Source organism: Microbulbifer aggregans (genome assembly GCF_020524005.1).
Taxonomy (GTDB): Bacteria; Pseudomonadota; Gammaproteobacteria; order Pseudomonadales; family Cellvibrionaceae; genus Microbulbifer; species Microbulbifer aggregans_A.
The window spans coordinates 658,660-671,535 of the sequence record NZ_JAIVKK010000001.1 but is presented as its reverse complement, the minus strand read 5'-3'; the positions used below and the strand labels follow the sequence as shown (position 1 = coordinate 671,535).

The following is a 12,876-nucleotide window of genomic DNA, read 5'->3' as shown; positions in this document are numbered from 1 at the left end:
ATTCTCAATTGCCATAGTTTGACGAGGGAGCCCGCTCATCACCAATCGCGCTCAGGCCTTGCCGAAAGGTGGTGACCTGGAAATCCGGAAACCGCGCCTTGAACTTGTCCGAGACAAAGATGTTATCCGCTGTGTACCGTGGCAGAAGTTCCGCCGCGTCCCGAAGCGTTTTGTTAATCAGTCCCGCCAACCAGAGCTGCCAGCGTTTTAGCACTGTGTAGCTTCCTTCGACACCAAAAACTTCCGCGGCAAGCTCAATGAACTGCCGGTACGTCAGTCGGTTGTCGTCGCAGGGCAGGTGCCAGGTCTGGCCATAGGCATCCGGTGTGTTGCCGAGCAGGGCCATGGCACGGCTGGCGTCCGGGGTGTAGATCAGCGTGCGCAACACATCGTCACGCAGGAACACCTTTGCTGATTTGCCGGCTATGAGGTGGTCGATGACGGTGGCGTTGGTGATACTTTGCGTTCTTCCGGGGCCGTAGAACTCTGGTGCCCGACAAATTATTGCCTGTACGCGGCCTTGCGCCATGGCATCGAGCAGTGCTCTGGTGATTTCACCCCGGACCTTGCCTTTCGCTCCATTCGGTTCAAATGGGGAATCTTCAGTCTGTGGGCGATCCGTCTGCGGATACATGTAGGTGTTATCGAAGTACACCAGCTTGGCATCGTGGGTCACGCAGGCATCAATCACATTGCGCATCAGGATGGGCCACTCTTCCACCCAGCGCTGGGTATTCATGGGCAGCCCAGCCGTCAGATAGACAATCTCTGAACCCTCGACGGCCCGCAGGGTCTGCTCGGGATCCAGTAAATCTGCGCTGAGTAATGTATCCGTGTCATTGACCTTTTGTGGTCGGCGGCTGACCAGGCGGATATCGCTGGTGAAGTCACGCTTCAAGTGCCGGGCTAACTCACGCCCGATTTGTCCACTTGCGCCGAGTATTGTTTGCATCTGTTTGGGTCTCCGTCTGTACGGAGGGGACTATAACCTTAACGTTACGTTTAAGGTCAACGGCCGTGTGACGTTAGGGTCAGTCTGCGCTGGCTTCGTGCCCCATCCGTTATGTCCGGTCGGGTGCTAGAATGCCCGCCTATCTCGCTCATCACCGGAGAACAGACACTATGAACACGGCTCCCGCATTCTATTCCATTGGTACCCCCGGCACGCCCTGGGGCGAAGCCGAGCGCGCCGCGTGGCTGTCGCAACAGACGCGTCATCGCAGCTACGCGTCTGAGGTGGTAAGCAAGATCGAGTCTTTGCGCTCGCGCTTCGACATGGAAGAATACGGCCGCCTGGAATACGGCGACGAGACCTTTCCGCTGCTGGCGATCCGCAGCCGTGACTGGAATGACGATCTGCCGGTGGTGCTGGTGACAGGTGGGGTGCACGGCTACGAAACCAGTGGCGTACACGGTGCGCTGCAGTTTGTGGATCAGCATGCGGCGGATTACGCTGGCCGCGTCAACCTGCTGGTGGCACCCTGCATCAGCCCCTGGGGCTACGAGCGTATCCACCGCTGGAACCCGAACGCCATCGATCCGAACCGCTCATTCTATGCAGACAGTCCCGCAGAGGAATCGGCTGCACTGCTGCGACTGGTGGCGCCGGTGGTTGATTGCGTAGTGATGCACATCGATCTGCACGAGACCACCGATACCGACGAAACCGAGTTCCGCCCCGCACTGGCCGCCCGTGACGGCAAGCCGTTCACCCCGGGTGGCGTTCCCGATGGCTTCTATCTGGTGGACGACAGTGAGAACCCGCAGCCCGAATTCCAGCAGGCGGTGATCGCAGCAGTAGAGAAGGTCACCCACATCGCCCCGGCCGATGACAACAACGAAATCATCGGCTCGCCGGTGGTCGCCCGCGGCGTGATCGAATATCCGCTCAAAAAGCTGGGCTTGTGTGCCAGTGTCACCAATGCTACCTACAAAACCACCACCGAAGTCTACCCAGACAGTCCTCGAGCCACGCCCGAACAGTGCAATACAGCACAGGCCGTTGCCGTGTGTGCGGCGATCGAATACGCGCTGGCGCACGGCGAACAAGTATAAGAAATCGGTGGCGGGGCCAGCAGGTCGCCTCTGCCGACGATCAAAAGAAGATCTATGAAAGTACCCAAGAGATTACAACCGCTGGTTGATGACGGCATGATCGACGAGGTCATGGCGCAGTTGATGAGCGGTAAGGAAGCACAGGTGTATGTGGTGCGCTGCGGCGACAGCTTGCGCTGTGCCAAGGTCTTCAAGGAGGCGAAGCAGCGCAGCTTCAAGCAGGCGGTGCAGTACCAGGAAGGCCGCAAGATGCGCAACAGCCGCCGCGCGCGGGCGATGTCGAAGAAGACCCGCTACGGCCAGAAAGAGCAGGAACAGGCCTGGCTGAGTGCCGAGGTCGATGCGCTGTATCGGCTGGCGTCGGCCGGCGTGCGCGTCCCTGAGCCATACGGCTTCGTCGATGGTGTGTTGCTGATGGAACTGGTAGCCGATGAAGAGGGCTACGCGGCGCCGCGGCTGGATGACGTCACGCTGACTGCTGAGCAGGCCCGGGATTACCACGGCCAGGTGATGGCCGACGTGGTGCGCATGTTGTGTGCGGGCCTGGTACACGGCGACCTTTCCGAGTTCAACGTGCTGCTGGACCGCGATGGCCCGGTGATCATCGACTTGCCCCAGGCGGTGGATGCGGCCGGCAACAACAACGCCGCGATGATGCTGCAGCGCGATGTCGATAATATGCGCGCGTATTTCGGTCGCTTCGCCCCGGACCTGTTGACGACCGATTACGGCCGGGAAATCTGGGGGCTGTATGAGGCGGGCGAACTGCACCCGGACATTACCCTGACCGGGGTTTTCGAACATGACGCGGCCAGCATCGACGTCGCGGACCTGATGGCGGTCATCGATGATGTTCGCGAAGAGCAGGCCGAGCGCATGGCGCCGGCCTGGGAAGAGTAGGGCGATGTTTGGCCAGGTGTCACTGCGACGATCCACGCAATAGAACGCAGGTCGTCGCGGTGTGTGGGGACGTCGACTATCCGCTGGCCTGGGGCGCTATTGAATCCCCATCGCTGCTTTCTTCATTCCAGCTTCCAATTTTTGGATGTCCTGCGGCGACAGCTGCGGGCGATCGATTTTGATCGTCAGCTTGTTGAAATTCGCTGTTAGCGGGAAGGGGGGAAGGTAGTCGCTATCGTCGATGCCGGTAATCGTGTCCGAGCCGATGTCGAAACTCTCGTCCCACTGAAGAATGATCGGGATTGTTTTCTCCATCTTCTTCGTCGCGACCACCTTGCCGTCCACCTTCAGCGTGCCGGTTCCGCCCTTGCCGACACCGGCGAAGCTGTTGTACGCGACGGTGCCCAGGCCCAGACCATCGTATTTGAAGTCAAATTCAATGGTGTGCTGGCCGGGTGAGAGTGCCTGCGGCGCTTCCCATCTCACCCATTCGAGGTTGAGCATGTTCCAGTTGAATACGGGCTTGCCTTCCAGCAGGTAGAAGCCCCAGCCGGCGAAGCGTCCACCGGAAGTGGCAATCATGCCTTCCGCACCGCCCTCTGGCACGGTGATGTCTGCGGTGATGGTGTAGGAGGTATTGAGCAGGAAGGGCGCATCGCCTTGGGGGGTGCCTGTCATCGGCCTTATGTAGACCAGCTCGTTGCGGCCGGCGGTCAGGCTAGGGCGCTGCGCTGCGACCCGGGCTGCCACGGAGGCGTTCATGGGGAATACCTGATGTTCTTTGGCTTCCTCAACGAACATCTGCCGCATTTGTTTGACCTTGTCCGGATGCTTGGCCGCGATATCTTCGGACTGATTCCAGCTTTCGTTGAGGTTGTACAGTTGTAATTCCTGATTGTTGAGTGGGTCTGCATTGGCCTCACCAAACGCATCCCATGGTGCGCGGTTGACCTTGGTGCTCAGCAGCCAGCCTTCATGATAGAGCGCCCATTGGCCCATCATTTCGAAGTACTGGGTTTTGTGCCGCGATTCCGCTTTGGCATTTTCCTTGTCGAAGGTATAGGCGAAACTGGTGCCCTCTAGCGGCTTCTGCTTGATGCCGTCCACATACTCGGGTGCAGGAATACCGATTACCTCCAGTAGAGTAGGGGTGACGTCAATGACGTGCATGAACTGCTCTCGCATCCCTCCTATATCCTTGATGCGCTTCGGCCATGAAATGACCATATTCTGGTTAATGCCCCCAAGCCGGGAGGCGTTCTGCTTGAACCAGTCGAATGGTGTGTCGAAGGCCCAGGACCAGCCTGCGGACATGTGGTTGTAGGCAAACTCGGTGCCCCAGGCGTCGTAGTACTTCATCTGCACATCGACCGGTGGCAGGACACTATTGAAAAATGCCACTTCGCTGAAGGTACCCTCCGGTCCGCCTTCGGCGCTGGTGCCGTTGTCGCCGTTGATGTAGATGACGATGGTATTGTCGAGCTTGCCCAGGTCCTCAAAGGCCTGAATCACCCGGCCGATCTCATGGTCGTTGTACGCTACGTATGCCGCAAACACCTCGGCCTGGCGGATGTAGAGTTTCTTGGCATCTGCGCTGAGGGTATCCCAGGGCGGGAGTATGTCTTTGGGCCAGGGGGTGAGTTTCTGGTCTGGCGGGATCACGCCAAGTTTCTTCTGGTTCTCGAAGATGCGCTCGCGCAGCTTCTCGTAGCCGTCGTCAAATAGATGCATTGCGTGAATTTTGTCGACCCACTCTTTGGTGGGATGGTGCGGTGCGTGGGTTGCACCGGGGACGTAATGCAGGAACAGCGGCTGGCTGGGGTCGGTCTGGTGAATGCGGGTCATCCAGTCAATGGCGTCGTCAGCCATCGCCGTAATCAGGTTCCACGAGGGTTCCTTGCCGGTCACGGGCCACACCTTCGCGTTGGGATCGGAACGATCCATCTTCAGGGTGCCCTCATGACCCTTCCAGGGGTAGATCTGGGTCGTATTGCGGAACAGGTTCGGCCCCCACTGGTTGGCATCGCCGCCGACAAAGCCGTAGAAGTAATCAAACCCCATTCCGGTTGGCCACTGGTCGAAGGGGCCCACCTGACTCGCCTGATAGGTCGGGGTGTTGTGATTCTTGCCGAACCAGCTCGTCGCGTAACCGTTGTCGCGCAGGATGCGGCCGATGGTCGCATTGTCAACGCCGATGATGCTGTTGTAGCCGGGATAGCCTGTGGCCTGCTCGGAAATAACGCCGAAGCCGACGGAATGGTGATTGCGGCCGGTGATCAGTGCGGCGCGTGTGGGGGAGCACAGTGCCGTGGACATGATCCGGTTGTAGCGGAGGCCGTTTTCGGCGATGCGCTCCATCGTCGGTGTTGGGATGACGCCCCCAAAGACACTGTTGACCGCAAAGCCGGCGTCATCGGTCATGATCAGCAGGACATTGGGGGCACCCTCTGGCGGTACCACGCGTGGTGGCCACCAGGGCGTAGACTGCAGTGCCCCTTCCTTGATCACGCCGCCAAATTTCGGTGCTGGCGGTGGTAGCTGGCTGCCAGGGATGGTCGTGGTTGCACTGGGCGAACCGGGCTTGCCCGTATCCTGTTGTGCGATGGCAGGAACAGCAATCGTGAGAGCGAGAACTATCGTCATCCATGGCATGACTTTCATGCGTAATCCCTGATACGTTTCAAGCGGTAGATAAAGGTGAGTGGCTATTACTGCCCCCTCTATAGCCTAGCTAAGAGATATCACCTCGTTGCCGATAGGGCGCCTAAAGCCAATGCCTGGGAAAATGAATTTGGGGGAGATTAAGCCCGTGCCGATAATGTTCTTGGATGGATGCGGTGTAGAGAGCTATTTAGGGTAACTAGGTCGTTCACTAGGAATAGTGTATTCTGCGTCAATATACTTCCGAATATCTTCACGTCTTCCTGAATAATAATGATGAAACACTTTTCTTTGCGGCTATTTCTGCTGATAGCAATCACTCAAATGATTTCTGGTTGTGCCTCAAGCGTCGAACGATATATGAAGGATAGGGAGGCCGAGGAGGATCGTTATCGGCAAGAGACGATAGCGCTGCTGGCTGAGTCAAGTGGTGTAAGGAGGGTGGAATCGGAATTCTTTCTTACACCGCTGATGGCTGCCGCTACACTCGACCCCAGGCGCATCAGGTCGCTCATAGAGTCTGGTGAAGATGTTACTTACAGTGTGCCATTTCCTGGTGCTTTTATTTTTTCAGGTGGGCATACGGCTTTGCATTTGCTGGTAGGCCGGTACCATATTTATAACCTTTACTGGAACGGTGAGACAGACCAGGTTCATTACAATGAAAGCCATGATATTGCAGTGCTGGAAGCTTTGTTGAAAGCCGGTGCGGATCCCAATGCAGAAGATAGTGACGGGTTGACGTCGCTGCATCTTTTATTTGCGCAAGGTTAAACTGGCTTATTTGAGGGAGAACGCTATGCATATTGCAGCTTTGTTGTTGGCAGCACTCATATTGGTTGGCGCTGCGGCATGGGCAAGTGGATCTGGATCGAAGGCGGGGAACAGCTCGGGTGACCTGAATTGGGAACAGGTCATTCAAGTATCCAAACTCATTTCGGAATCGGATGTGCGTGTTCAGAACGCGATTAAGTATGCGATGGGCGATGCCGATATATTAAACGAACACTCTTCGTTCTATAAAAAATCGGAAGAAGAGTTTGGTCGTCGTCATATGGGTTGGGTGAACGAAGATCTGTCATTAAATGAAGTCCCCCCGGCCGTGTTTAAAACCGTTCTTTTTGGCTACGGCTATATGGGCTATCTGGACTGGAAAAATATCTATGAGCCGGAAGAGGCGCTGCACGCAGTTGCGGTCGTTTTGGAACGTCCCATCGGAAAAGAAGTCAGCAAAAGCGTATGGGTGAAACAGGCGAAAGAGTTGGAGTCTGTTGAAGACGAGAACCATCGCGCAAACCTGGTCGTTAAGGAGATGGCAACGCTCGCAGAACAGCATGGATACCAGCTGGTATGGTTTGATGAGGGTGGAGACTCCTACGCGTTTTTCGCGGTCAGCTCCTCGGTCGCTGAACAGCTGGAAAATGTAGAGTTGGATACCTACCACAAATTCAAACCCGCGCCGAAGTTCTGAGTGCCCGCTACTTGGCTTTAGTTGTTCCCACTTGGCCCTGGTATGCGTCGAGTGGGGCATCTGCTTCATTTGCATTCATTCGCCTGTTCAGGCTAAATTCCGTGTCAGCACCATGCGCGAAATTCAACCGAGGCTCAAAGGGAGGCCCGGTTGAGGGCAGAGTATAGATATGCGGCCTCGCGCAAGGAAGTTGGCTGTGCTCTCGGCGTAGCAAGGAATAGAAAGCAATAAGTAACAAGGATAAGTAACTGGCGTATGACCCCATCGGCATTGAAGGAATATCTGTCTCGTCTCCTTGATTCTCAGCTGCGGCACTCGGTGATGATCTGGGGCAAGCCCGGCATCGGTAAGTCATCCATCGTGCTGGATATCTGCAAGGAACGGAGCCTGGACTTCGTTGATTTACGGCTGAGCCAGTTGATGCCGAGTGATCTGCGCGGTATCCCGGTTCCCGAGAATGGCGCTACCCATTGGTACCCACCGTCGTTTCTGCCTACCGAAGGCGCGGGCGTGCTGTTCATGGATGAGCTGAACATGGCGCCGCCGGCACTGCAGGGCGTGGCCCAGCAGCTGATCCTGGATCGCCGTGTGGGCGATTACGAGTTGCCGGAGGGTTGGTTTGTCTGGGCCGCGGGTAACTACAAGAGCGACCGCGCGGCCGTATACGAGATGCCGGCGCCGCTGGCCAATCGCTTTCTGCACCTCAATGTCGAAGAGTCGTTGGACGACTTCAAACAGTACGCTTACCGGGCGCAGTTGTCGGCCGATATCATCGGTTTCCTGTCATTCCGCCCGGATTTGTTGCACAAACCCCATCCCGGCGAACCCAACTGGCCTTCGCCCCGCAGCTGGGAGATGGCGGCCAATCTACACGCCGCCGGTATCGCCATCGAACCGGCCGTCGGTACTGCAACCGCGATGGAATTCAATGCCTTCGTGCAGTTAAAGAATCAACTCCCTGACATCGATGCCATTTTTGCCGGCAAGGGGCCATCGCGCCTGTCTGTGGAGCCTTCTGTCCGCTACGCCACGGTGTCAACACTGGTAAGCCGTGCGGAAGAGGCGCTGCAATCGGTTAATGCCTTTAAGTGGTTGATTGATCGCGTTGGTGAGGAGTGGGTGCACCTCTATGCAAGCGACCTGTTCCCGCGCTTGCGCGAGACAGGCCAATATCAGGAATTTTCCCGCGACATCATCCAGGACGACCGTGCGAGTCGTTTCCTGCGTGATTTTGTCGCGCTTGCATCTTGATCCCAGGGGCTGCCATGAGCGGTGCGGAGAGTCTCGATAAGAGCTGGGCTAGGTTTATTCTGGGGTTGCAGCGAGACTTCCCATTCTTTGCTGTGCTGGCGATGTTCGCGCGTTTGCAGTTCGATGACGAGGTGGAAATTTCCCGGATTGACGGCCGTACACTGCAAGTTTCTCCGCAATTTTTCCTCGGTATGGATGAGCTGCAACGTCATGGCTACCTGCTGCATCAGGTGTTGCACCTGGCTCTGGGGCATCCGCATCGCGGCGCGGAGCGCGTGCCCATACTGTGGAATGTGGCCGCTGATATCGTCGTCAACAATGTCATCGCCGAAGTAACGCTTTGGCCTCCACCGCCGATGACCGCGTGGGACAAGCGCTTTACCGGTGACTCCGTCGAGCGCGTCTATGCCAGGTTGCTGAAGGAGTGCCCGGACGATGGTTCTGGTGGCGAGCCGGGGGCGGAGCCGATTTCGGCGTATGCGCAAGCGGTTGCGCGCAAGTACCGCTGCCATGATGATTTCGCACCGCAGTCGGGCAGGCAGGCCACGGCGGAGCAGGCATACTGGCAGGGTGCGATGGTCAAAGCGCGGCAGATGTCGATGCGTGACAAGCGCCATGGGACCAAGTCGCTGTCGCTCGAGCGCGAAACGGAATTGGTTATCGGTGGCCAGCTTGATTGGCGTTCGCTGCTGTGGAAGTACGCCACACCCGCGGCCAACGATTATCAGGAGTTTGACCGCCGTTTCCTGCACCAGCCGCTTTACCTGGAAAGCTTACTGTCTGAAGACTTACTGGTAGAAGTGGTGGTGGATACCAGCGGCTCCATTTGTGACCGCTCGTTGTCACGGTTCCTGGAAGAACTGCTGGCGGTACACCAGTGCCATCCTCATACCCGCATTCGTTTTTATTACGCCGACGTCGCGTTGCATGGGCCCTATGGAATCCCACGAGATCTGTCCGAATTTCCAGTGCCGGTTGGCGCTGGCGGCACGAGTTTTACTACTTATTTCACTGATTTAAAAAAACGCGATTCTCTGGTAGAGCAACCGGTGGCCGTTTTGTATTTCACTGATGGCTTTGGAAATTTTCCCGGCACGCCACCATCGATGCCGGTATTGTGGCTGCTGACCGAGGATGGTGAGGAAGACGATAAGATTCCTTTTGGAACCATTGCAAGAATAAAGGTATAGACATGGACATGGCGCTGACCGAATTGTGCATCAATAAACAGCCCGTCGACCGTAAACGGATTGAACTAATCAAGCAGGCATCGCCAGTAGTGTTAGATGAGTGCCTCGGGTTACCGGATTGCCAGGGTTGGTTTTTGGATGAAGCCTTCAGGCATCGGTATGACACGGATCTTGAGCGGACCCAGCGTATCGTCAGTCATGTCAACTGTCTACCGAAGCTAATTGCGCTGATGGATACGATCCAGCCGGAGATGGTCGCTGACGTGCCGGCCATGCGGGCTATACAGCTGGATATGATGATGCCGGAGGGGCAGAAGGAATGGCAGAGGCTTAAGCATTTTACCCGTGAGCCAAACCTAGATAGGTTTGTTGAGTATTACCTGTACGGCCGGGACAAGGATTTAATACGCGAAGCTGTGGATGGGGTAGAGCTAGATCACTACCAGCTCCGCGCAGAGCTCCTGCGTGTGACGCCCAGATTTATCATTGAGTATTGTCTCCAGCACGCGGAAAGCCAGGATTATATCGCTACCTACATGGCGATAGACGAGCTCGAACATTTCATTGAACGCTTGAGCCCAAAATACGCCGCTGTTGCGCTGCAGCGCGAGGAGATCCCACGAGAGTGGTTCGAACGTTTCGCTTCGCACAAATCGGTGACATTGAGAAAAGCCGTTGCTAACGATCCGCGTACGTCGCAGGAAGCGTTGTGCAAGTTGGCGGCGGACAAGCATGCCGGTATCAAAGAAATCGCGCTAAACAGGTTGCCCGAGGATATGCGCAATAGCGTGCTCGGGGAAAGCCTGCTCTCCAGTAGTGACGCCTCTACGACCACGTCCGATGACGGACATTTTTTTACGGTCCTCCGGCTGGCCCAGGCCGGCAGCTCTCAGCTAGCCAAGGTGGCGGCGGAGGCGGATGATTTACTGGCCTGTGCTGCAACTCTACATCCGTGCGCTGATGAGCAGGTGCTGGATGCACTGTGCCAGCGGACGGGTTTGCCACAGTGGGCATGTATCGGCCTGGCGATGAAAACGGAGCGGGCTGAAGAGATAGATACGCTGATCGATGACGGCAATCGTCATCTTTGTATCGGCCTCAGTAGCAACCCACATCTCACGTTGGATCAGGCTTCGGCGCTGATGCGGAAACTGCCGGACGATCGGGTCCTGGCCAATCTGGCCAATACGTTTATTGATCAGCCGGAAGCGATCACTGCACTGTCCAGTCTGGCGGTAGCTAAGTCGCCTTTGGCCGCGGCGCTCAAGCGATTGCTGAAGGACTCGACCGATGAGAAAAAACTTTCGAGTCTTCATGGCTCACGTAACTGCCGTCCATTGGTGGTGCAGCGCCTTGTGGCGCGTCATCCGAATTGCCCGAAGAAGTTGTATCCCCTCTATGCGTCCTACTTGCCGGACGATCTGGCCCGGAATACCCGATACAGCCTGGCCGTACTCGAGTCCGCCAAACCGATTAAGCCGAAGGCCATCGACAAGTGGAAAATAGATGACTACCTGGATCAAGGTCATGCACCCGAATTTCTGTGCGATTGGTTATTACGTAATGACGAAATCGGCCGCCAGCGCAAAGTAATCGCCTGTACTCACGCCAACCCGAACGCCATTCGCCACCTGACTGTGCTTGATGACTCTCACGTACACCGTCGCTTTGTGCACGAGCGCACGATGACCTACAGCGAGTATGAGTACCGCATGCTGGCTCGAATTGGCAGTCCATCGGTGCGCAAAGCGTTGGCTGAAAAAGGCTATGCCAATAACGCGATACTCCAGGAGCTGGCGCTGGATCGAGATAAGTCTGTTGCAATGGCGGCGCAGAGGCTGGCGAAAAAGCGCGGTGTACGGTTGGCGGGAGCTAATCGCGTGGACAGTACTAGTAGTAAAGGGCTGGGGAACAAGGCGGCACGCCTCGAATTGGCCACTGAAAGTAAGGATCCCGCGATCCTGTCTTTGTTGGTAACGGACAAGTTGAAGGATGTGCGTAGCACAGTGGCGGCACGAAGAGAGCTCGCGCCTGCATTATCTTTCGAGCTTCTGAAGGATCCTGAGGAGCAGGTATTGTTATCAGCGCTCTATGGCATCCGTGATCGCGTGTTCAATGCGGAGGAAAAACCGATCCTGCAAGAGCTCTTGTGTGCCCTCGTGTCCGATACTAGTAAAGGGGCAGATGTTCGAAAACGCGCTATGCGTTCGCTTCCCGATCCTAGCGCAGGTGACCCCTGGTACGGTCGGGAAAATGGGCTCTTTGATAGCGAAATTTTCGCGATCACCGCTGATACGGGCATTATTGATGACCTTCTGTTCCGGTTGGAGCGCGGCGAAGTAACCCGAAATTGGGAGTCAGTTTTTGACAACCCGCATTTGACGATCTCACAGTGCGAGGCTCTTCTTTCCAAGTGCAAGAGACGGCGAGGTTGGAGGCTCGGCATGCTTATCCGCAAGCACCCTGACCTCGACGTGGTCGTTGCATTGCTTGAGAAGCATATAGCTCTGTCAGAGGAGGAGGGCTTTTCCCAGCGAAAACAGGATTGTTCGCCAGAGCAGATTTTGGCGCTTGCCTCTAATCCGAATATCCCCTCGAGAGCCTTGATCTCTGTCTGGGGCCGGCACATGTGGAAACTGCCGGAACCCAAATTCACAGAGTTGTTTGAGTGGGCGTTGGAGCAGGGCGGGGCTTATGACATGGCTGTCGACCCCAATAATACTGAAAAGCGTCGGGCATATATTATCCAGCGTTTGCTGGAAAAAAATCACGAAGACCTGCTCGAATACTTTTGCTATCGCGTAAAGCTCACGGAACGCCAGATAGATGGATTCCTCGACAACGACAGCTCCGCCATACGGAGGGGAATCGCCGAAGGACAGGAGCTGACGGATGCGCAAATTCGGCGCTTGGAAAATGATGTATCACTGGGTGTGAGGGTGTCGCTTTTCGATTCTCGCGGGACACCTCGTTCGCGCCTGTCGAGCGAGTTCCTGCGTGCCTATGGCAAGGTCTATCGTGATCACCGGTCAGCAGTTGAAGAAGAGTTGCGCTTGCGTGGAGAAGAGGTAGCGTGAAGCGGTATCAGGACTGCTGATGGCTCGGAGATACGTTTTTCTGAGGGCAGAAGGGCGGAGTACACCGCCCGACTGTTATAGCTTAAAGAGGGGTTTACCTATCAGTGGCTGGCTGGGTTTTGTCGATATGCTCATTGATTTTGTCAGGTACTCACGACTCTTGGTACTTTCGGCTGCCTAAAAAGTATCCAGGCTCGCTGCGCTCCAGGCTTCTAGGGGGCGGCCAAGTCGTTACCTCGGCATCTAGTGTTTTCTCTGGCTTAAGCAAGTG

The 12,876-nt window shown here is 56.2% G+C and carries 9 protein-coding genes; 7 read left to right on the top strand and 2 right to left on the bottom strand.

What is annotated here, in order from left to right:
• Positions 1 to 4: 4 nt before the first annotated feature.
• Entirely contained in the window at positions 5 to 952 is a 948-nt protein-coding gene (locus LC093_RS02855; protein WP_226661794.1) for an SDR family oxidoreductase, read from the bottom strand.
• A gap of 170 nt (positions 953 to 1,122) precedes the next feature.
• Here LC093_RS02855 and LC093_RS02850 point away from each other — a divergent pair, with 170 nt between their 5' ends.
• On the top strand, positions 1,123 to 2,055 hold the full coding sequence (locus tag LC093_RS02850; RefSeq protein WP_226661792.1) for a M14 family metallocarboxypeptidase: 933 nt from the start codon (positions 1,123 to 1,125) through the stop codon (positions 2,053 to 2,055).
• Positions 2,056 to 2,109: 54 nt separating this feature from the next.
• Positions 2,110 to 2,955 carry a PA4780 family RIO1-like protein kinase gene (locus tag LC093_RS02845; RefSeq protein ID WP_226661790.1) on the top strand — a complete coding sequence of 282 codons (846 nt, stop codon included), beginning with the start codon at positions 2,110 to 2,112 and terminating at the stop codon, positions 2,953 to 2,955.
• 96 nt (positions 2,956 to 3,051) lie between these two features.
• Here the strand turns inward: LC093_RS02845 and LC093_RS02840 are convergent, their stop codons facing one another.
• Positions 3,052 to 5,616 carry an arylsulfatase gene (locus LC093_RS02840; protein ID WP_226661788.1) on the bottom strand — a complete coding sequence of 855 codons (2,565 nt, stop codon included), beginning with the start codon at positions 5,614 to 5,616 and terminating at the stop codon, positions 3,052 to 3,054.
• 273 nt (positions 5,617 to 5,889) lie between these two features.
• On the opposite strand from LC093_RS02840, the gene LC093_RS02835 reads away from it, so the two are divergent.
• The 5 genes from LC093_RS02835 to LC093_RS02815 all read left to right on the top strand — a co-directional run bounded on the left by LC093_RS02835 (position 5,890) and on the right by LC093_RS02815 (position 12,605).
• Positions 5,890 to 6,390, top strand: a complete 501-nt coding sequence (locus LC093_RS02835; RefSeq protein WP_226661786.1) for a hypothetical protein — start codon at positions 5,890 to 5,892, stop codon at positions 6,388 to 6,390.
• 25 nt (positions 6,391 to 6,415) lie between these two features.
• Positions 6,416 to 7,087, top strand: a complete 672-nt coding sequence (locus LC093_RS02830) for a hypothetical protein (RefSeq protein ID WP_226661784.1) — start codon at positions 6,416 to 6,418, stop codon at positions 7,085 to 7,087.
• Positions 7,088 to 7,342: 255 nt separating this feature from the next.
• Positions 7,343 to 8,338, top strand: a complete 996-nt coding sequence (locus tag LC093_RS02825; protein WP_226661782.1) for an ATP-binding protein — start codon at positions 7,343 to 7,345, stop codon at positions 8,336 to 8,338.
• Positions 8,339 to 8,352: 14 nt separating this feature from the next.
• Positions 8,353 to 9,528, top strand: coding sequence for a DUF2201 family putative metallopeptidase (locus tag LC093_RS02820; protein ID WP_226661780.1), 1,176 nt, complete (start codon positions 8,353 to 8,355; stop codon positions 9,526 to 9,528).
• Between the two features lie 2 nt (positions 9,529 to 9,530).
• The gene (locus tag LC093_RS02815; RefSeq protein ID WP_226661779.1) at positions 9,531 to 12,605 is read left to right on the top strand and encodes a hypothetical protein; all 3,075 of its coding nucleotides are present in this window, start codon (positions 9,531 to 9,533) and stop codon (positions 12,603 to 12,605) included.
• Positions 12,606 to 12,876: the final 271 nt, after the last annotated feature.